The organism is Brevundimonas sp. (assembly GCF_035626535.1).
GTDB lineage: Bacteria > Pseudomonadota > Alphaproteobacteria > Caulobacterales > Caulobacteraceae > Brevundimonas.
The window spans coordinates 1-19,705 of sequence record NZ_DASPNO010000007.1; the positions used below are offsets into that span (position 1 = coordinate 1).

The window sequence follows — 19,705 nt, forward strand, 5'->3', positions numbered from 1 at the left end:
GATAGTGGGCCGCGGCCGCCACCGGGATCGGCGACTCTCGCGGATCCAGTCCGGCCCGCATGCAGGCGGCGAAGACCGCCGGAAACTCCTCGGGGAAGGCCGGCCCGATGGCGGCCCGCGCATCCAGAAACGCGCCCCGTCCCGCCGCCCGCGCGGCATGCACCGCCCGGGCCACGACGTCGCGCGACTGCAGATCGGCGTCGGCGGCCTCGCCGAGCAGGAACCGCCCCTCGCCGTCGACAAGCCGGGCCCCCTCGCCCCGCAGGGCCTCGGTGGCCAGCGGCATCGGGTCGAGGCCGACGTCCATGGCGGTCGGATGGAACTGGACGAATTCCGGATCGAGAATCTCGGCCCCGGCCTGGTACGCCAGCGCCATGCCCTCGCCGAGGAGCGAGGCCGGGGTCGTCGTCTCGGCGAAGAGCCCGCCCGCGCCGCCCGTCGCCAGCACCACGGCGGGCGCCAGCACCTCGACCAGCCGCCCGTCGCGTTCGATCAGCGCCCCGCGGACCCGGCCCGCGTGGTCCTGGATCAGGCCGCGCAGCCGCCCGTCTTCCCACACCTCGATGTGCGGCGCGGCGCGCGCTGCCGCGACCAGCGCCGACAGGATGGCCCGCCCCGCGCCGTCGCCGCCGACGCGTGCCACGCGGGCCTGCGAATGGGCGGCCTCGAGGCTGACGGCGAAGCCGCCGGCGGCGTCGCGGTCGAACGGCGCCCCCAGAGACGCCAGCCATTCCACCGTCTCCCGGCCGTCGGCGGTCAGCAGCCGCGCCGCCCCGGCCTCGACGAGACCCGCCCCGGCCGCCTCGGTGTCGGCGGCGTGCAGCGCCGGCGCGTCGCTGTTCGAAAGAGCCGCCGCCACCCCGCCCTGCGCCCAGGCGGAGGAGCAGGCCTGCAGCAGCGGCGCGGGCGTCACCACCAGGACCTTGCGCGGCGCCGCCTCCAGCGCGGCCGACAGCCCCGCCAGCCCGCCGCCGACGATCAGCGGTCCGTCATGGTCGATCCGGCTCACCGGCCGAACTCGAAATAGCGCGCGCCCAGCGACAGGGCCTCGGCCAGCGAGCCGGTCACGGGCATCAGGGCCGCCAGCGCCACGCCCGCGCAGGCCGCCGCAGTCAACAGGAACAGGCCGACGCTGCGCGCGGACTCGCCCCACGTCAGCTGGCGGCCGTCAGGCCGCCACACGCCCCGCCGCAGGTGCCCGATCAGCGCCAGCCCAAGGAAGGCGGCGAAGATGTAGCTGCCGTTCGTCAGGCCCCAGACCACGACGACGACCCCGATCAGCACCATGGCGGCCTTCTCGAGCATCGGATGGATGCGGGCCAGCACGGGGCCCAGCGCCTTGGAGCCGTCCAGCGGCGGCGCGGGGGCGAGGTTGACGAGGTTGATCAGGGCGATGGCGAACACCCCCTGCAGCCACAGGCCGTCGTTCGTGACGATGAAGCCGGCGAAGAAGGGAATGGCCGCCAGCAGGCCGAAGGCCGGTCCGGCCAGCGACACCAGCACCCCGTGCCATTCGCTCTGCGGCAGCCGCTGGCTCTTCGCCACGCCGCCGAGGAAGGGGATGATGTAGATCCGCGCCGGTCCCATGCCGAGCCGGTTCATCGCCAGCACGTGGCCGTACTCGTGCACCAGCAGGCCCCAGATCGCAGCCACCGCGATCACCCAGCTGCCGGTCACGTACCAGATGAAGCCGCCCAGCAGCGCGGTCGAGACCACCGCCCAGACCGGGTGCTGCCCCTTGTCCAGCGGCGCCTCGGCCGTGCGAGCGGGTTCCGCCGGAACGGGCTTGGCGGCGACGTCTTCGGGCCGCGGATCCCAGGGACCCGGCCGGCGGGGCGTATCGGTATCGGTCATGCCCGTGAGGTGGCCTTCTCCGACCTGAGCCACAAGGCCAGGAGGGCGAGAAGCCGCAGCGTCTTGCGATCGACAGTGGCGACGGCGCGGACAGGCGGAACGTAGTGCATCGACTCAATCCAGTTTGTGGGCGCGGGCCTCGACCGGCGCGGCCCTGACGAAGGCGGCGGCGATCTCGTTGCGCGGCACGCCCCTGCGCAGCATCAGCTCGTAAACGCGGCGGATGTCGCCGCCCATCGAAATCCAACCCACCGGCGGTTCGATTTCCAGATCAGGATCAGGAAACCCGCCGGCGCACGCCCTACCGTGGCCACTCAGATCAACTCCACCGCCACGTGATGACGCGCCTTCACCAGATCGTACCGCGCCGGCGTGGCGGGCGGCGGCAGATCGATCATGCGTTGGACCGCGAGTCGGGCCCGCTCGGCCATGTCTTCCGGCACCGTCACCTCGAACTGCATGTTGACCAGGCAGTCGCGGATGTTCTCCAGCGTGATCCGCTTCATGTGCGGGCACAGGTTGCAGGGCCCGATGAACTGCACGTCCGGCAGGTCGCCGGCGACGTTGGAGGCCATCGAGCATTCGGTGATCATCACCACCTGCTTCGGCTTGCGGGCCGTCACGTGGTCGATCATCGCCGCCGTCGAGCCGGCGAAATCCGAGGCCGCCAGCACGTCTTCCGGGCATTCCGGGTGGGCGAGGATTTCCGCCCCCGGATACGCCGCGCGCATGTCGGCGATGTCCTGCGCCGTGAAGCGCTCGTGCACCTCGCAGCGGCCCTTCCAGGCGATGATGCCGACGGTCGTCTGCGCCGCGACGTTGCGGGCCAGATATTCGTCAGGGATCAGGATGACGCGGTCGACGCCCCATTCCTTCGCCGCCCACTCCACCACCTGAACGGCGTTGGCGCTGGTGCAGCAGATGTCGGTCTCGGCCTTCACGTCGGCGGTGGTGTTGACGTAGGTCACCACCGGCAGGCCCGGATAGCGCTGCTTGATCAGCCGCACGTCCGCGCCCGTAATCGAGGCCGCCAGCGAACAGCCGGCGCGAAGATCGGGGATCAGCACGGTCTTTTCCGGCGACAGGATCTTCGAGGTCTCGGCCATGAAATGCACGCCGGCCTGGACGATCACCCTGGACCCGGACCTGGCCGCCTCTTTCGCAAGGCCGAGGCTGTCGCCGACGTAGTCGCCGACGCCGTGGAAGATTTCAGGCGTCATGTAGTTGTGCGCGAGGATCACCGCGTCGCGCTCGCGCTTGAGCTGGTTGATCTCGTGGATCAGGGCGGCCTGCGCCGGCCACTCCAGCGGCGTCACCTGCTCGCGGACCTTGGCCCACACAGGCGCCGTGGCCAGTTCCAGTTCCCTGCTGAGTCCGAACGCCCCGTCGGCCATTTTGCATCCCTTTTGCTCGATTTGAGCAAATCATGGGTCCGAAGAACGGCGGAGGCCTCAGAACGCCGCCGCCGACTTATGCTCACTTTCAGCATAAGCAGGGATAATCTAGTGCGCTGGCCGGGGAATGCAAGGGCTCAGAAGGGGATCACCTCTTCGGACGTGACGACGCCGACGTAGGTCACCGTGCCTTCGGCCGCCGGGTCCGGGTCCCGAAGACGGTCGCCTTCCATTTCACGCGCCAGCCTCGCGCCATCGCGCGCCGGCCGGGCATATTCGACGCGGCAATCCGTATAGCGCTGGTTGCGGATCACGCAGCTGATGTCGGCTGCTCCCGTCGTCCGGCCGCGTCCGCTGTCCCGGCGCCCGCTGACGACCGGCTCCCATTGGATGGTGACAGGCTTCCTCGTCAGTTGATCTCTCTCATCCTCCAGCGGGCGCCCGCAGGCCGTCAGCACACGGTCCAGGTTGGCCGATTGGACCGGCAGGTCGAAGGTCGCCTCCATCGTGGCCGGATCACCGTCGGTCGAGCGCATTGTCATCAGGCCCCCGCCCTTGAAAAAGCGCACGTCGCGACCCGGCGTCAGGGTTCGGAACACGGCCGGAGAACCCGGAGCGGCGGCCTCCGGGAACCAGGACTGCTGGTCGCGCCGACCGTCGGCCCGCACGGCCTCGACGCGCCGCAGGGGATAGTCCGTCGCGGGCAGACCAACGATCATGGCGCTCAGTTCGCCATCCCGGCATTGGACCAGCACGGCCTGACCGCCTTCGTAGCGCGCCGCCGCCACGCTCAGCTTCCGGCCAGCGTCCTCGGCGAACTCCCAGTCATCGGCGTCCTGCGCGAAGGCCGGGAGCGGGCCGAGGCAGAGCGTGGCCGCCAGCGCCGTCACCGTTCGATGCAAGATCCTGCTCCCGCCGTCCCGACCGCAGTGAGGCCGCGGGGCGCGCCGGCGTCAAGCCTCACGCCACGACTGCCCCTTCATGCGACAGCAGCCAGCGCTTTCGTTCCAGGCCCCCAGCATAGCCCGTGAGCGTCCCGTTCGCGCCGATCACCCGGTGGCACGGGACGATCACCGCGACCGGGTTCTGCCCGTTGGCGAGCCCGGCGGCGCGGACCGCCCTCGGCGATCCGATCGCGGCAGCGAGCTGCCCGTAGCTGCGGGTCTCGCCCGCCGGAATGGCGCGCAGAGCGTCCCAGACTGCCCGCTGAAACGCCGTGCCGCCTGTCTTCACAACCACCCCGTCCAGCGCGCGGACGTCCCCCGAAAAATAGGCCTCCACCGCTCGCCGAATCCCGTCCGGGCCACGGCCCTCGACAAGGACCGGATCGGCACCGCAATGACGGCGCAGCAGCCGCAGCATCCGCGCCTCGTAGTCGGAAAAATCGAGCGCCCGCACGGCGCCCCCCGCGTCGGTCACCAGCAGGACCTCTCCGACCGGAGTCGCCACGCGGTCGAGAGTCAGGGTTTCAGGCGGCGTGTTTGGCATCGGTCGTCTCCATCAGGTCCGCGCCCGCGATCCCGGCCATGGCCAGGTGCAAGGCGCCGTAGGCTCGCCACGGCCGCCAGGTCTCGGCGCGCGCGGCGAGGGTTGGGTCAACAAGGCGGTCGTTCGGAGGCTCCGCGCCCTCGTCGAGCCAGGCGCCGGGCAGTCTCAGGCCCGGCCGTTCCGCGATCAGCGGCTTCAGCGCCGGATCCGCCGACAGGTCGCGGCCGATGGCGTCGGGGTCGGCCGACAGGTCGAACACCCGCCGCACCCGCGCCAACACCCCGGGCAGGGCCTTCAGGTCGTCGGCCTCGACACAGACCGAGACACGGCCCGCCTCCGCCGGCTCGAGGGTGACGGAGCCCTCCGCCCCGTCGACGGCCTTCGTCAGGACCCGCGACCACTTGCGGCCTTCGACGGCGTCGCCCCGCGCGCCCAGCGCCGCGAACATCGCCTGCCAGTCATAGGGCGGGCGGTAGGGCAGGCTCAGGCGGACGCCGCCCTCGTGAACCTTCTCGCCCCGTCGGCGCAGGGCCGAGGGCGGGCGCTCGTAGAGAGCCTGAAAGGTCTCGTTGAAACGGCGCACGCTGCCGAAGCCGGAGGCCAGCGCCACCTGCGCCATCGACAGGTCGGTCTGGTGGATCAGCGCCTTGGCCAGCAGCACCCGGCGGGTCTGGGCCACGCTGACGGGCGCGGCGCCGAGATGCTGGCGGAACAGCCGGCGCAGGTGGCGTTCGCCGACCCCGAGACGCCCGGCGAGCGCGTCCACGTCGCCCTCATCCAGCGCCCCCGCCTCGATCAGGGCCAGCGCCCGGCTGACGGTGTTGGAGGTGCCGCGCCACGCGCCCATGTCGGGCGCTGTCTCCGGCCGGCAGCGCAGGCAGGCGCGGAAGCCCGCCTCCTCGGCCGCCGCGGCCGAAACGACGAAGAACATGTTCTCCCGCTTCGGCGTCCGCGCCGGGCAGACGGGCCGGCAGTAGATGCCCGTCGTCTTCACGCAGCCGAAGAAGCGGCCGTCGAAGCGCGCGTCCCGCGTCAGCACCGCGCGGTAGCAGGCCTCCTGGTCGAGTTCGCGGGCGTTTTCCATGGCCGCAAGATGGGCGCATCGGCGCTCTGAGTCTCGCGGTTTTCGGACATGGCCGTGTTAGCCGGCGCGGGGATCCACCGGCAGCCCCGCCGCCTGCCGCGCCTTCATGGTCCGCAGCCAGCCGTGAAGCGCCTCGCAGTCCAGCCCGTGCATCATCAGCCGGTAGCCCGCCTGCAAGGTCGACAGCGCCACCATCGGGTGGCCGTTCTTGATGAAATTCAGATGGTAGTCGGTGCCGAGGATACGGGCGATGTAGATGGCCACTGTCTCGTCCAGCTGCAGCGAATGGGCGGCGCGCACGAAGTCGTTCCTCGGCAGCATCAGGGCGTAGAGCGGCGTGTAGAACTCCACGGCCGTCTGCACGTCGATCCGGTTCAGCGGCCCGGTCGGAAACCTCTCGAAGGCCGGGAATTCGTCGGAGATCATCGAGAAATCCAGCGTCTTCGCCGGCGTGATCTCCCGTCCCTCGGCCCGCAGACGCTGGTTCAGCTCGATGATGAAGTTGAAGACGTTCAGGTCGTGCTGGAGGAACAGGTTGTCCTCGATGTCCTTCAGCCGCGTCGGCCGCAGCGGATGGCTCGACAGGTCCGCAGCGCCCGCGTTCACCCGCATGAAGGCCAGCAGCTCCGTGCCGACGTGGAAATGGCGCAGGATCAGGGTGTTCGTCTCGGGACTGCCGAAGGTCCGCAGCCCCCAGTGGATGGTCTTGTGCAGCAGGCCGTTCAGGTTCGGAAACCGCGGCGAGATCGCCCGCAGCACCTTCACCACGCAGAAGAACAGGATCACCAGCGGCCGGCTGACAGGGAACAGCCAGCGCCGCGACCACGACCGGGCCCCCACCAGCAGGCAGCGCTTGGCCTCCGGATCGATCGGCAGGCTCTGGTCCAGATACAGCGCCAGCCACGGGTCCGGATCGTGCGGATCGTGCGCCATGGTCGCGAACGGATCGTAGGCCCCCGCCCCTGACATGCTCACGCCGCGATCTCCTCGATCTGCAGCGCATACAGCCGCGCCGTCACCTTCGCCGTCGTCACGATCCGGTCGGCCACGGCCTCGTCGGGCAGGACCATGGCCAGCATCTCGCGGAACTCCTCCATGTGCTCGACGTCGTTGTCGCCATGGTAGAGCAGGAAGCGCAGGGCGTCGTCGGGCAGGCCGAGCCGCTCCTTCACCTTCAGCCCCCACGGCCTGGCCTTGATCGAGCCCAGTCCCTCGATGATCCACATGGCGCCCAGCAGGCCGAAGGGATCGGGCTTGGACGCCTCGTGGAACATCCACGCCGACAGCGCCTCCGACCCCACATTCTTCCTGGCCGACAGTATGTCCTGAAGGTCGCCCCCGGACTCCGTGAAATCCCTTTCCAGCAGGCGAAAGTCGCGATGCTCCGTCACTGCGTGCTTCATCAGCGTCGAGCGCAGTTCCAGATGATCCTCGCCGATGTTCGACGCCGCCCGGCTCATCCATAACGCCCCGTCCTTCACCTGCTGGCGCAGGTTGATCAGGAAGGCGTGGTAGTCGGCCAGCTCGAACCGCCCCCGCGTCAGCTTGCGGATCAGCGGCGTCGCCTCCAGCCGCTGCTCGAAGTCCGCGAACACCACCGCCAGCTTGCGCAGCGTGTCGGCCACGGCGTCCTCGGCCATCACGCCACCTCCAGCATCATGAAGCCGATCATCGCCCGCCCGCTCTCCGGAACGATCAGCAGTACCCGGTCGCCCCTCTTCGGCCGTCCGCTCTTCATGAAGGCCTCCAGCATGACCCAGATCGAGGCCGAGCCGATGTTGCCCGTCTCCGGCAGGGTGGTGAACCACTTTTCCTCCGGGATCATGGCCGCGGTGTTCTCGAGCAGCCCGACGATCTCCTCGCGCAGCGACCGCGCCGAATAGTGGCACAGCAGGTGGTCGACCCGGCCCGGGACGATCCGCCCCTGATCGACCTTCTCCAGCCAGACCCCGATCCACGCCCGGATGACGATCTTCAGCAGTTCGAAATCCTGCAGCAGGGCCACCGCCCCCGCCGCATGCGCCGCCGTCGGTCCGGAATGGCTCCAGGCGCTGGCCATGTCGGCCCGGTCCGCCCGCGTCGAGCCGGCCCACATGCAGGGGTCGAACCGCCCCGCCAGCGAGGTCAGGTCGATCCACTCCACCTTCAGCGACAGCCCCTCCGCCCGCGGCCGCGCCTCCATCACCACCGCCCCCGCCCCATCCGACAGGGTGAAGCGCAGAAAGTCCGCCTCCGTCGCCAGCCTCCCCTTTCCGTCGACCAGCGCCGTGCCCTCGTAGAAGCCCGGCCGGAACCAGCGCGACGAGAACTCCCCGCCCGCGGCCACGGCCACCTCGGCCTCCCCCGCCCGCACCTGCAGCCACGCCCCCTTGGCCGCCATCAGGGCCGAGGCGCACACGGACTGGTAGCTGGCGATCTCCATCGGGCCGCCGCCCAGCTCCGCCTGCACCGCCGCCGCGTGGCCCGGCACGAGATAGTCGCCCTGCGTCGTCGCGGTGGCCAGATGCTGCAGGTCGCCCGGGGCGAGGCCCGCGTCGTCCAGCGCCGCCGCCACGGCCTTCGCCGTCATGCCGGCGTTGGTGTCGAGCACCGTCCCGTCCGGCGCCATCGCATAGTGGCGGGTCCGGATGCCGTTCCAGCGCAAGGCCCGGCGGCCGACCACCGAGTCCCGACCCTGCACGCGGCCGATGTGGTCCTCCATCCGGTCGTTCCCGACCGCCTCGCCCGGCAGATGCGCCCCGACGCCGGTGATGTAGACGTCCCGCAACCGGGCTCCGCTTTCACTCATCCCGTCAGCTTGCCCGACAACTTCCGGCGGAAGAAGGGCGCGCGGATGACGGTTCCGTCAGGCCGCCGGTCGCATGTCCCGCCGCGCCTCCGGCTGCACCAGCCGCCACAAGTTGGCGACGACCTTGAACACCAGGCTGATGGCCACGATCGCCAGAACCCACGTCATCACCACCGAGAGGGTCCCCGCCACGCCGGCCAGGTCGCGGCTTCCATCGCCGACCGCCCGCAGCCGCTCGAAGTCCAGCATGGCCCAGTCGCCGGCGATCCGCGCCGTCTCGCCGTCCCGCGTCAGGGTGAACCAGTGGCCGGCCTCGAAGATCGTCCACGTCAGCCACAGGCCCGCGCCGGCGATCACCACCTGGGCCGCGGCCCGCATCCGCACCGCATGGGGCCGGGCGAGGCTGGCGAGGTCGACCGCCATCTGCGCCACGGCGTATATGAGAATGGCGCCGTAGAGGGTCGTCCAGACCGGCGCCCCGCTCACCTGCGCGTCGGCGCCGCGGAAATCGATATGCAGCAGGGCGGGGAAGTGGATCACCCCGACCCACCACAGCACGAACAGGCCCGTGGCGAGGAAGGAGAACAGATGGTCTCCGCCGGGCCAGGCCTTCGCCTTCCCGCCGGGCCCGACCCACACCTTCACCTTCGGCGCGGCCCCGACCGAGGCTCCCCAGGCCGCCGGGTCGGACAGGCCGAAGGCGCCGAGATCCTTGACCCGCCAGCTGGTCAGCCATTTCGGCCTCACGCCATAGTGTTCGAACAGCGCCGCCACGACCGTGGCCGCCCCGATCAGCCACAGGCTCGTGCCGAAGAAGCCGTGGAACGCCTGGGCGATCGACTGCCCCGCGTCCGCCGGCCCGCTGATCAGATTGATGAACAGCACCACCGCCTGCACGGCCAGCATCAGCAGCAGGCCCGCCTTCACGGCGAACAGCCAGTAGGGAAACAGCTCCGGCCCGACCAGCGAGTCCGGCCCCTTGCGGTAGCGCGCCGCCACCACCAGCGGATGGCCGATCTCGTGCAGGATCGCCTCCTGCTCGTCTTCGGTCAGGGCGCGGCCCAGCTGCTCCTCCTTCGCCTCGAACCGGCTCAGGATCAGGTCGCGCAACTCGGCGACGATGTCGTCGCGCTCGTCCTGCGGCAGCTGGGCGGCGACGGCGTTCAGATAGCGGTCGATCAGGTCCATTGGTCTTCTCCAACCCCCGGTTTCAGAGAATCTTGTCGAGCGAGGCCGAGATGCCCCGCCACTCGTCGGCCAGCGCCGACAGCATCGCCTCGCCCGGCGGCGACAGCCGGTAGAAGCGCTTCTTCCGCTTCTCCTCCTCGCGCCATTCGCTGGTCAGCAGCCCCTGGCTCTCCAGCCGGCGCAGCAGCGGATAGAGGGTGCTCTCCTCCATCTCGAGGCCGTCCGAGGCCAGAGCCTGACGCAGGGTATAGCCGTAGCGCTCCTCCCGCAGACGGGCGAGCACGGCCAGCACCAGAGAGCCCCGCCGGAGCTCCAGACGCATGGATTCGAACAGTTCAGGACCGACGACCATCGCTACACCCGCCGCCACATAGTGTGTGACACACAGTGTATGCCGCATACTGTATGAGGCAGTCAACCCGGCCTGGACGCGGATGAACCGGACCAGCCCTTGCAGGGCGCGCCGGAACGCCCCCGGCCGCGCCCGATTATGGTCTGAAATCCATCGTCTATCTGTAACCGCGCCAACCCGTTAGACTGTCCGGCCAAACGTCAGGAAGCCGACCCTCCGTGTTGAAAAACCTGCTCCCCAGCAAACCGGGTACGGAGGCCTTGGCCGACGCGCTGAAGGCGTGCCGGAGCCACTTCCTGTGGGCGGCTGTGTTCTCGGCGCTCGTCAACCTGCTCTACCTGACTCCGACGCTCTACATGATGCAGGTCTACGACCGCGTCGTGCCGACCGGCGGCCTGACCACCCTGGTGCTGATCACCGTCGTCGCCCTCTTCGCCCTCGGCGCCCTGGCCGGTCTGGACTGGCTGCGGGGCCGGCTGATGCTGCGCGCCGGGCTTCGGCTGGACCGCCTGCTGTCGGGCAAGGTGCTCGCCCGGGTCATGGACCTGCAGGCGAAGTCGCCCAACACCCAGGCGCTGCGTGAGTTCGACAACGTCCGTGGCGCCATCGGCGGTCAGGGCATGCTGGCCCTGTTCGACGCCCCGTGGACTCCGATCTATCTGCTGTGCTGCTTCCTGCTGCACCCGGCGATCGGTCTGCTGACGCTGCTCGGCGGCGGCATCCTGTTCAGCCTCGCCTGGCTCAACGAGCGCGACACCCGTCCGCGGCTCAGCAAGGCCATCCAGTCGCAGAACAACGCCTATTCCGCCCAGGAGGCCATCGCCGGCCAGACCGAGGTCGTCCGTGCCCTGGGCATGCGCCAGTCCTCCATCGCCCGCCAGATCGAGCAGCGCCGCCACGCCACCGCCGCCCAGGCCGACGCCCAGCTGACCGGCGGCAAATACTCCGGCGCGATCAAATTCCTGCGGCTGGCGATGCAGTCCGCCTCGCTCGGCCTCGCCGGCTTTCTGGCGGTCAAGGGAGAGATCTCGCCCGGCGCCATCATCGCCTCGTCGGTGCTGCTCAGCCGCGCCGTCGCCCCCATCGAGACCCTGGTCGGCGTCTGGCCGACGCTGGTCCAGGCGGCGGCGAGCTGGAAGACCATGACCGAACTGTTCGCCAGCACGGCGGCGGTGGAGAAGGAGCGCACCGCCCTGCCCGACCCGAAGGGCAAGCTCCAGGTCGAGGCGGTGTCGGTGAAATTCCCCGATACGGAGTCGCCGCAGCTGCGCTCGGTCAGCTTCACGCTCAAGCCGGGCCAGACGCTCGGCGTCGTCGGGGCCAGCGGCTCCGGCAAGACCACCCTCGCCCGGGTCATCGCCGGCGCCCTGAAGCCGCAGGCCGGCACCGTGCGGCTGGACGGGGCGGAGTACGAGGCTCGCGAGGGCGACGAACTGGCCCGCTGGATCGGCTATCTGCCGCAGGTCCCCAGCCTGTTCGCCGGCTCGATCAAGGACAACATCTCGCGCTTCGCCACCTCGACCGGCGTCGATCAGGAGGTCGCCGACCGCGACGCGGTCAGGGCGGCCATGGCGGCCGGCGCCCATGAACTGATCCTGCGCCTGCCCAACGGCTACGACACCGTGCTCGGCCCGTTCGGGCAAGGCCTGTCCGCCGGCCAGGCGCAGCGCGTGGCCCTTGCGCGGGCCCTGTATGGCGATCCGGTGCTGCTGGTGCTCGACGAGCCCAACTCCAACCTCGACCAGGAGGGCGAGGCCGCCCTGATGCAGGCCATCCTCGGCGCCGCCGCCCGCGGCGCCGCCGTGGTCATCATCGCCCACCGCGCCGGCGTGCTGGCCCGCGTCGACCGGCTGCTGATGATGCGCGAGGGCGTCGTCCAGATGGAGGGACCGCGCGAAGAGGTGCTCGAACGGATGCGCGCGGCCACGCCCAAGGGCGCCGCCCCGGCTCCCGCGGCGGGCGCCCCCGCCCAGCCGGCCGCCAATGTGACCCGGCTGTCCGATCCGACCCAGACGCAGCGGCGCGCTCAATGACCGACGCCGCCGCTCCGGGCGCCCCGACCGCCCCGCCGCCGCCTCCCCCGCCTCCGGCCACGCCGACGGATGTATCCGATACGCCCCGCCGCGAGCTCGTCGTCGGCGGCGTGATCATCTTGCTGTTCTTCGGCCTCTTCCTCGGCTGGGCCGCCTTCGCGCCGCTCGACGCGGGCGCCTACGGCCAGGGCCAGATCGCCGTCTCGGGCAACCGCCAGGCGGTGCAGCACCGCGAGGGCGGGGTGGTCAGCGCCCCGCACGTCAAGGAAGGCGACACGGTGCAGCGCGGCCAGATCCTGCTGACCCTGTCCAGCGGCGAACTGAGGGCGACCGAGCGCGGCGTCGCCAGCCAGGTCTTCGCCCTGCTGGCCCAGCGCGCCCGGCTGATCGCCGAGCGCGACGGCCTGGGCGCCGTCCCGACCCCGCCAGAGTTCGCCAACTTGTCGCCCGAGGACTCGGCCCTGGCGTTGGAGTCACTGCGCATCCAAAGGCTCCAGTTCGGGGCCCGGCGCACCGGCCGCTCGACCGAGACCGGCGTGCTTCGCCAGCGCATCGCCCAGCTCAACGAGCAGATTCTCGGCTACGAGCGCCAGATCTCGAGCAACCTCGAGCAGCAGCGCCTGATCCAGGAGGAGCTGACCGGCATGCGCAGCCTGGCCGAGAAGGGCTATGCGCCGATGACCCGGGTGCGCGCGCTGGAGCGGACGGCGGCCCAGCTGGACGGCGAGCTCGGCTCCCTTCGGGCGCAGATCGCCCGGTCGCGCGAGGCCGTAGGCGAGACGCGCCTGCAGATGTCCGGCGTCTCGTCGGAGATGAACGAGGACGTGGCCGACCAGCTGCGTCAGATCGATGTGCAGCTCAATGAATTGCGCCCCCGGATGACCGAACTCCGCTCGCAGATCGCGCGCAGCGAGGTGCGGGCTCCGGCGACCGGCCAGGTCGTGGGCCTGACCATCTTCACCCAGGGCGGCGTGATCCAGCCGGGCCAGACGTTGATGGAGATCGTCCCCGCCGACGCCTCGCAGATCATCGTCGCCCAGATCAGCCCCAACGACGTCGACAACCTCCGCAGCGGCCAGACCACCGAGGTCCGCTTCCCCGGCCTGCGCGAGCGCAACCCGCCGACCATCCACGGCCGCGTCACCCGCATCTCGGCCGACAGCTTCACCGTGGAGGAAACCGGCGCCAGCTATTTCCGCGCCGAGATCGTGGTGCCGGCCGCCGAGATGGCCAAGCTGGGCCGCGCCGCCAACACCCTGCGCCCCGGCGCTCCGGTCGAGGTCATCATCCTGCTCCGCAAGCGCACCGCCCTCAGCTACCTCCTAGAACCCCTCACCAACAACCTCTGGCGCTCCGGCAGCGAGCAGTAGGGGTACAGGGTCCTTCTCCCGATGGGAGAAGGTGGCGGGGCGGAGCCCCGTCGGATGAGGGTCGACTGGTTGCGGTCGGCGCACGCCGCCGCTCCAGTGCATGACACGGCTCACGCCGAATGCCGGGCGTAGCCCCTCGCCCTTTCGCCTTGCCGATCGTTCGCTCCCGGAGCCCTCTCCCGCCGGGAGAGGGACGCTCTGCTGGCAATCCGCGGAACTATGGTCCGATAGCGCGGAAAACCTTCCGCCCTTCCAGACACATCGGCTTTTCTCGACCCTGTCTTCCCGCCTGGGAGAACGCCGGGCGCATGATGCCGCTCGTGTTCTCGCCGGTCTTTGACAACCGAATTCCCGCCGCACCGTCCGAGGCGCGCCGATGTAGACTCTGCCGACTCTGCCACTGCGAATTTCTGCGGACCCGGCGCCGACTCTGCCGACTTTGCCACACCAAATTTTCCGGTTCACCCCGGGCCAAACCCCATCCCCTCCCGCACTGCAAAAAAAGCCGCTCGACTTCCCCAAGGCCATCACGGAATGTTTCAGCTCTTCCCCGAGGAGCCGCCCAATGCCGATGACGCCCCGCGCCGGACTGCAGGTCGCCGAGGAACTCGCCGCCTTCATCGAGGGTGAGGTCCTGCCCGGCCTCGATCTCGACCCCGACGCCTTCTGGCCCGGCGCGGCCGCCGTCTTCGCCAGATTCGCTCCGGAGAACCGCCGCCTGCTAGCCGTCCGCGACGACCTTCAGGCCCGCATCGACGCCTGGCACGCCGACCGCCGCGACCAGCCCTATGACACCACCGCCGCCACGGCCTTCCTGCGCGACATCGGCTACCTCGCGGACGAGCCTGCCCCCTTCGCCATCGGCACGCGTAACGTCGACGCCGAGGTCGCGGCCCTCGCCGGTCCCCAGCTGGTCGTCCCCAGCCTCAACGCCCGCTTCGTCCTCAATGCCGCCAACGCCCGCTGGGGCAGCCTCTACGACGCCCTCTACGGCACGGACGCGCTCGGCGACCTGCCCGCCGGCAGCGGCTACGACCCCGAACGCGGCGCCCGCGTCGTCGCCCGTGCAAAAGCCTTCCTCGACGAGGCCGTGCCCTTGGCAAACGGATCCTGGGCCGGTCTGACCGACCCTCACCGCGGCATCGCCATTCGCGATCCGGCCCAGTACGTCGGCCGCAGCGAACACGGCAGGCTGTTCCGCCGCCACGGCCTGCACATCGAGGTCGTCTTCGCCCCCGACCACCCCATCGGCCGCGCCGACCCCGCCGGCATCTCCGACGTGATCCTCGAAGCCGCCCTCTCGACCATCGTCGACCTGGAAGACTCCGTCGCCGCCGTCGACGCCGCCGACAAGACCGCCGCCTACCGCAACTGGCTCGGCCTGATGAAGGGCGACCTCGCCGAGACCTTCTCCAAGGGGGGCGAACGCCTGACCCGCACCCTCGCCCCGGACCGCGTCTTCACGGCCCCCGACGGCTCGACCGTCACCCTCCCGGGCCGGTCGCTGCTGTTCGTGCGCAACGTCGGCCACCTGATGACCACCCCGGCGCTTCGTCTGCCCGACGCTTCCGAGGCCCCCGAAGGCATCCTCGACGCCATCGTCACCAGCCTGATCGCCCTGCACGACCTCAAGGGCTTCGGCCGCTTCCGCAACAGCCGCGCCGGCTCGGTCTACATCGTCAAACCCAAGATGCACGGCCCCGGGGAGTGCGCCTTCACCGACGCCCTGTTCGACGCCGTCGAGGACCTGCTCGGCCTCGCCCGCCACACGATCAAGGTCGGCGTCATGGACGAGGAGCGCCGCACCTCGGCCAACCTCGCGGCCTGCATCCACGCCGTGAAGGACCGCATCGTCTTCATCAACACCGGCTTCCTCGACCGCACCGGCGACGAGATCCACACGGCGATGCAGGCCGGCCCCGTGGTTCGCAAGGGCGACATCAAGTCGTCCGACTGGATCGCCGCCTACGAGGCCCGCAACGTCGCCATCGGCCTGCGATGCGGCCTCTGCGGCAAGGCCCAGATCGGCAAGGGCATGTGGGCCGCGCCTGACCGAATGGCCGACATGCTCGACCAGAAGGCCGCCCATCCGAAGACCGGCGCCAACACGGCCTGGGTGCCCTCGCCCACCGCCGCCGTCCTCCACGCCCTCCACTACCACCAGACGGACGTCTTCGCCCTCAGGGACCAGATCGCAGCCCTCCCGGTCGCCGGCCTCGACGCCCTGCTGACCCCGCCCCTCGCCGCCGGCCGGAACTGGTCACAAGCCGAAATCGCCGAGGAGCTCGACAACAACGCCCAGGGCCTGCTCGGCTACGTCGTCCGCTGGATCGACCAGGGCGTCGGCTGTTCCAAGGTGCCGGACCTCCACGACATCGGCCTGATGGAGGACCGCGCCACCCTGCGCATCTCCTCCCAGCACATGGCCAACTGGCTGCTGCACGGCGTCTGCACCCCGGAACAGGTCGACGCCGCCCTCCTGCGCATGGCCGCCAGGGTCGACGCCCAGAACGCCGCCGATCCCCTCTACCGCCCGATGGCGCCCGATCCCGCGGCCAGCCTCGCCTTTCAGGCCGCACGCGCCCTCGTCTTCGAAGGCGTCAGCCAGCCGAACGGCTACACCGAGCCCCTGCTCCACCGCTTCCGGCAGCGGGCCAAACAGGTCTGAAATCCCGCCGCGCCTTGACTTGGCCGCATTGAACCCCCACTTTCGTTGCGTCGCACAATTGCGATGACCGGCGCCTCCAGCGCGTGTGGGTCTTCAGAACCGAAGACCTGACTGTAGCAGGAGCCGGCTCCTCCAGATTCATTCGCTGCCCGGACACGCGGGGCGGCGCCCGATCCACCCCGACGGCCTCACCCCGAGGCTCAATCGGGACTGGCGGTGCGCGGCCCATGGCTTGTCAGCCCGGTCGATGCGCGCCGCCGCATGCGAAAGAATGCTCCGTGAGCAACAAGACCTTTGACTCGATGAACCTCAACCCGGCCCTGCTGCAGGCGCTGGCGTCCGAGGGCTACACCACCCCCACGCCGATCCAGGTCCAGGCCATTCCTGACGTCATGGCCGGCAAGGACCTGCTGGGCATCGCCCAGACCGGCACCGGCAAGACCGCGGCCTTCGCCCTGCCGATCCTGCACCGCCTGGCCGCCAACCGCACGCCGCCGGTGCCCCGCACCACGCGCGTGCTGATCCTGTCGCCGACACGCGAACTGGCCAGCCAGATCGGCGAGAGCTTCAAGACCTACGGCAAACACCTCGGCTTCCGCGTCGCCGTGATCTTCGGCGGCGTGAAATACGGTCCGCAGGAACGCGCCCTGCAGCAGGGCCTCGACGTCCTCGTGGCCGCGCCCGGCCGCCTGCTCGACCACCTGCAGCAGAAGACGCTGGACCTGAGCCGCACCGAGATCTTCGTCCTCGACGAAGCCGACCAGATGTTGGACCTCGGCTTCATCAAGCCGATCCGCCAGATCGTCAGCCGCATCCCGGCCAAACGCCAGAATCTGTTCTTCTCGGCCACCATGCCGACCGAGATCGGCAAGCTGGCCGGCGAGCTGCTCAAGGATCCGGTCAAGGTCCAGGTGACGCCGCAGGCCACCACGGTCCAGCGCATTAACCAGTCGGTGATCCACATCGAACAGGGCCGCAAGCGCGCCCTGCTCACCGAGATGTTCTCGGATCCGACCTTCACCCGCTGCCTGGTCTTCACCAAGACCAAGCACGGCGCCGACAAGGTGGCCGCCTATCTGGAAGCCGGCGGCGTCGAGGCGGGCGCCATCCACGGCAACAAGAGCCAACCGCAGCGCGAGCGCACGCTCGAGGCCTTCAAGAAGGGCAAGCTGCGGGTGCTGGTGGCGACCGACATCGCCGCGCGCGGCATCGATGTCGACGGCGTCTCGCACGTCGTGAACTTCGAACTGCCCTTCGTGCCGGAAGCCTATGTGCACCGCATCGGCCGGACGGCCCGCGCGGGCGCCGACGGTACGGCGATCAGCTTCGTGGCCGGCGACGAGATGAAGCTGCTGCGCGACATCGAGAAGGTCACGCGCCAGAAGATCCCGGCCATCGATCGCCGCAACGACCGCCAGCTGGCCTCCCTGGACGCCTCGATCATGGCGTCGGGCGTCGGCAAGAAGGCGACCCTGCCGGAGCGCGAGGGCGGGGACCGGAGCGAAGGCCGCGGCCGTCGCAACCCGCGCCGCGACGGCGTCAAGCTGGAAGGCGGCGGACAGCCGCATCGGGTCCGCAAGGGCGGGGCCCGCGACGCCCGTCCGACGCCGGAACGCGCGTTCGATCCGATGGCCCGCGAGCGGCCGCGTCACGTCAACAACGACCCTCGCGGAGCCGACGCCGGTCGCGAGCCCAAGCCGGTCGGCGAACTGAAACGCCGCCCGCGCCGCCGTCGCCCCTCCAACGGCGGCCAAGGTTACGCGGCCAAGGGCTGAGGCCTTCGCCTGGTGAAATGCAAAACGCCCGCCGGAGCGATCCGGCGGGCGTTTTCGTGACCTCGCCCGCTCGACTCTCGCCTTCGAAGAGCCCAAGCTGACAGAACATTGTTTGTCGGGGAGGACAGGCCATGAAGCAACTGCACAGGCGCGGGCTGATCGGCGGCCTGGGCGTGGGACTGGTGGGGTTCGCGGCCCCCGCCATCCTCCGGGCGCAGGAGCCGTCGCGCCCCGCGCCCGCTACGGCCTTCCAGATGGAAGGCCCGTTCTATCCCTACGACGACATGCCCTCCGACCAGGATGCCGACCTGGTGCGCGTCACCGGCGTGGATGCGCAGGCCATGGGCGAGGTAACCCATGTGACCGGCGCGGTATGGGATCAGTTCGGCCAACCACGCTCCGGCGCCCTGGTCGAGATATGGCAGTGCGACCACACCGGGCGGTACCTCCACAGGGACGATCCCAATGCGGACCGGCCGCGGGACGCCGGCTTCCAGGGCTATGGCAAGACCCTTACCGATGCCCGGGGAGCCTTCCGCTTCCGCACGATCAAGCCGGTGGCCTACACGGCGATGATCGGCGGCGAGCAGATCTGGCGCGCGCCGCACATTCACGCCGCTGTCTCGACGCGCGGCGTCCGACGCCTGACCACCCAGCTCTATGTCGCGGGGGCGCCGCAGAATGACGCCGATATCCTGTTGCAGCAGGTCACGCCGATCGAACGGGAGGGCCTCATCCGGCCCTTCACGCCGGGCGCAGGCGCCGAGAGCGGGGCGCTGGCGGCGCATTACGATCTGATCGTGGCCGTCTGACAGCAAGCGCCCGCCGGAGCGATCCGACGGGCGCGTCTGTATCAGGTTGTTGCCGGATCAGGCGGCTGCGGTGACCGGGGCCGAGCTTTCCGACGGGTCGCGCAGCACGTAGCCGCGGCCCCAGACGGTTTCGATGTAGTGTTTGCCGCCCGCAGCCGTCGCCAGCTTCTTGCGCAGCTTGCAGATGAAGACGTCGATGATCTTCAGTTCAGGCTCGTCCATGCCGCCGTACAGGTGGTTGAGGAACATTTCCTTGGTCAGGGTGGTGCCCTTGCGGAGCGAGAGCAGCTCCAGCATCTGGTATTCCTTGCCCGTCAGGTGGACGCGGTGACCGTTCACCTCGACCGTCTTGCCGTCCAGGTTCACGGCGATCTCGCCGGTGTGGATGATCGCCTGGGCATGACCCTTGGAGCGGCGGACCACGGCGTGGGTGCGCGCGATCAGCTCATCCTTGTGGAAGGGCTTGGTCATATAGTCGTCCGCGCCGCCGCCGAACGTCTTGACCTTGGTCTCGATCTCCGAGGTGCCGGACAGGATCATCACCGGAGTATTGACTTTGCCGACGCGCAGCTGGCGCAGAACCTCAAGGCCGTTCATGTCGGGCAGGTTCAGGTCGAGCAGGATCAGGTCGTAGTCATAGATCTTGCCGAGATCGATGCCTTCCTCGCCGAGGTCGGTCGTGTAGACGTTGAAGCCTTCCGACTTCAGCATCAGTTCGATGCTCTGCGCCGTCGCATGATCATCTTCGATAAGCAGGACGCGCATTGATGCCCCTCCAAGGCAGAGCTTAGCTATAATGTAACTGCCCCGTTTCGGGGTAACCTTGTTCGAACGTTAACCGACGAAAAACTTAAGAAGGGTTAACGCCTGTCCCAAAACGAATCGTAGGCTGATTTGCG

18 protein-coding genes are annotated in these 19,705 nt (G+C 69.7%); 5 read left to right on the forward strand and 13 right to left on the reverse strand.

All coding sequences use genetic code 11. The features are described from left to right. The 12 genes from VEC04_RS00485 to VEC04_RS00540 all read right to left on the reverse strand — a co-directional run. On the reverse strand, positions 1–1,009 hold a 1,009-nt coding region (locus VEC04_RS00485), incomplete at its 3' end, for an FAD-binding protein (protein WP_324772732.1). Further along, a complete protein-coding gene (locus VEC04_RS00490) occupies positions 1,006–1,854 on the reverse strand; it encodes a metalloprotease (protein WP_324772734.1) in 849 nt (282 codons plus the stop codon). The genes VEC04_RS00490 and VEC04_RS00485, both read right to left, overlap by 4 nt. Before the next feature lie 114 nt (positions 1,855–1,968). Then, complete coding sequence (locus VEC04_RS00495; RefSeq protein WP_324772735.1) at positions 1,969–2,106, reverse strand: hypothetical protein; 138 nt, start codon at positions 2,104–2,106, stop codon at positions 1,969–1,971. A 62-nt stretch (positions 2,107–2,168) separates the two neighbouring features. Then, positions 2,169–3,248, reverse strand: coding sequence for a quinolinate synthase NadA (gene nadA, locus VEC04_RS00500; RefSeq protein ID WP_324772737.1), 1,080 nt, complete (start codon positions 3,246–3,248; stop codon positions 2,169–2,171). 137 nt (positions 3,249–3,385) lie between these two features. Beyond that, complete coding sequence (locus tag VEC04_RS00505; RefSeq protein ID WP_324772739.1) at positions 3,386–4,150, reverse strand: hypothetical protein; 765 nt, start codon at positions 4,148–4,150, stop codon at positions 3,386–3,388. 58 nt (positions 4,151–4,208) lie between these two features. After that, complete coding sequence (locus tag VEC04_RS00510; RefSeq protein WP_324772741.1) at positions 4,209–4,736, reverse strand: methylated-DNA--[protein]-cysteine S-methyltransferase; 528 nt, start codon at positions 4,734–4,736, stop codon at positions 4,209–4,211. Next, on the reverse strand, positions 4,717–5,820 hold the full coding sequence (locus VEC04_RS00515) for a bifunctional transcriptional activator/DNA repair enzyme AdaA (protein WP_324772743.1): 1,104 nt from the start codon (positions 5,818–5,820) through the stop codon (positions 4,717–4,719). The genes VEC04_RS00510 and VEC04_RS00515 overlap by 20 nt, the downstream gene beginning before the upstream one ends. A 57-nt stretch (positions 5,821–5,877) precedes the next feature. After that, positions 5,878–6,789 carry a DUF6999 family protein gene (locus VEC04_RS00520; RefSeq protein ID WP_324772789.1) on the reverse strand — a complete coding sequence of 304 codons (912 nt, stop codon included), beginning with the start codon at positions 6,787–6,789 and terminating at the stop codon, positions 5,878–5,880. Between the two features lie 2 nt (positions 6,790–6,791). Continuing rightward, complete coding sequence (locus tag VEC04_RS00525; RefSeq protein ID WP_324772745.1) at positions 6,792–7,460, reverse strand: iron-containing redox enzyme family protein; 669 nt, start codon at positions 7,458–7,460, stop codon at positions 6,792–6,794. Further along, complete coding sequence (locus VEC04_RS00530; protein ID WP_324772747.1) at positions 7,460–8,587, reverse strand: 3-oxoacyl-[acyl-carrier-protein] synthase III C-terminal domain-containing protein; 1,128 nt, start codon at positions 8,585–8,587, stop codon at positions 7,460–7,462. Before VEC04_RS00530 ends, VEC04_RS00525 begins: the two co-directional genes overlap by 1 nt. A gap of 78 nt (positions 8,588–8,665) precedes the next feature. Beyond that, the gene (locus tag VEC04_RS00535; RefSeq protein ID WP_324772749.1) at positions 8,666–9,796 is read right to left on the reverse strand and encodes an HAAS signaling domain-containing protein; all 1,131 of its coding nucleotides are present in this window, start codon (positions 9,794–9,796) and stop codon (positions 8,666–8,668) included. A 22-nt stretch (positions 9,797–9,818) separates the two neighbouring features. Beyond that, positions 9,819–10,148, reverse strand: a complete 330-nt coding sequence (locus VEC04_RS00540; protein ID WP_414642624.1) for a PadR family transcriptional regulator — start codon at positions 10,146–10,148, stop codon at positions 9,819–9,821. 260 nt (positions 10,149–10,408) lie between these two features. Between VEC04_RS00540 and VEC04_RS00545 the strand changes: the two genes are divergently transcribed. The 5 genes from VEC04_RS00545 (at position 10,409) to VEC04_RS00565 (ending at position 18,806) form a co-directional block, all read left to right on the forward strand. Next, complete coding sequence (locus VEC04_RS00545; protein WP_324772751.1) at positions 10,409–12,181, forward strand: type I secretion system permease/ATPase; 1,773 nt, start codon at positions 10,409–10,411, stop codon at positions 12,179–12,181. After that, the gene (locus tag VEC04_RS00550; protein ID WP_324772752.1) at positions 12,178–13,551 is read left to right on the forward strand and encodes an HlyD family type I secretion periplasmic adaptor subunit; all 1,374 of its coding nucleotides are present in this window, start codon (positions 12,178–12,180) and stop codon (positions 13,549–13,551) included. The genes VEC04_RS00545 and VEC04_RS00550 overlap by 4 nt, the downstream gene beginning before the upstream one ends. 565 nt (positions 13,552–14,116) lie before the next feature. Beyond that, complete coding sequence (locus VEC04_RS00555) at positions 14,117–16,219, forward strand: malate synthase G (RefSeq protein ID WP_414642625.1); 2,103 nt, start codon at positions 14,117–14,119, stop codon at positions 16,217–16,219. A 278-nt stretch (positions 16,220–16,497) separates the two neighbouring features. After that, on the forward strand, positions 16,498–17,994 hold the full coding sequence (locus VEC04_RS00560) for a DEAD/DEAH box helicase (RefSeq protein ID WP_414642626.1): 1,497 nt from the start codon (positions 16,498–16,500) through the stop codon (positions 17,992–17,994). A 131-nt stretch (positions 17,995–18,125) separates the two neighbouring features. Continuing rightward, positions 18,126–18,806 carry a protocatechuate 3,4-dioxygenase gene (locus tag VEC04_RS00565; RefSeq protein WP_324772754.1) on the forward strand — a complete coding sequence of 227 codons (681 nt, stop codon included), beginning with the start codon at positions 18,126–18,128 and terminating at the stop codon, positions 18,804–18,806. A 57-nt stretch (positions 18,807–18,863) separates the two neighbouring features. On the opposite strand, the gene ctrA is transcribed toward VEC04_RS00565, so the two are convergent. Further along, positions 18,864–19,571 (reverse strand): response regulator transcription factor CtrA, encoded by a 708-nt coding sequence (gene ctrA, locus VEC04_RS00570; RefSeq protein WP_183254582.1) that lies wholly within the window; start codon positions 19,569–19,571, stop codon positions 18,864–18,866. Between the last annotated feature and the right edge of the window lie 134 nt (positions 19,572–19,705).

Bases quoted from the DNA above. Each gene is read 5' to 3' on its own strand.
- VEC04_RS00490 (WP_324772734.1), bottom strand. From the start codon at position 1,854: ATGACCGATACCGATACGCCCCGCCGGCCGGGTCCCTGGGATCCGCGG.
- nadA (WP_324772737.1), bottom strand. From the start codon at position 3,248: ATGGCCGACGGGGCGTTCGGACTCAGCAGGGAACTGGAACTGGCCACG.
- VEC04_RS00510 (WP_324772741.1), bottom strand. From the start codon at position 4,736: ATGCCAAACACGCCGCCTGAAACCCTGACTCTCGACCGCGTGGCGACT.
- VEC04_RS00515 (WP_324772743.1), bottom strand. From the start codon at position 5,820: ATGGAAAACGCCCGCGAACTCGACCAGGAGGCCTGCTACCGCGCGGTG.
- VEC04_RS00520 (WP_324772789.1), bottom strand. From the start codon at position 6,789: ATGTCAGGGGCGGGGGCCTACGATCCGTTCGCGACCATGGCGCACGAT.
- VEC04_RS00525 (WP_324772745.1), bottom strand. From the start codon at position 7,460: ATGGCCGAGGACGCCGTGGCCGACACGCTGCGCAAGCTGGCGGTGGTG.
- VEC04_RS00535 (WP_324772749.1), bottom strand. From the start codon at position 9,796: ATGGACCTGATCGACCGCTATCTGAACGCCGTCGCCGCCCAGCTGCCG.
- VEC04_RS00540 (WP_414642624.1), bottom strand. From the start codon at position 10,148: ATGGTCGTCGGTCCTGAACTGTTCGAATCCATGCGTCTGGAGCTCCGG.
- VEC04_RS00550 (WP_324772752.1), top strand. From the start codon at position 12,178: ATGACCGACGCCGCCGCTCCGGGCGCCCCGACCGCCCCGCCGCCGCCT.
- VEC04_RS00555 (WP_414642625.1), top strand. From the start codon at position 14,117: ATGCCGATGACGCCCCGCGCCGGACTGCAGGTCGCCGAGGAACTCGCC.
- VEC04_RS00565 (WP_324772754.1), top strand. From the start codon at position 18,126: ATGAAGCAACTGCACAGGCGCGGGCTGATCGGCGGCCTGGGCGTGGGA.
- ctrA (WP_183254582.1), bottom strand. From the start codon at position 19,571: ATGCGCGTCCTGCTTATCGAAGATGATCATGCGACGGCGCAGAGCATC.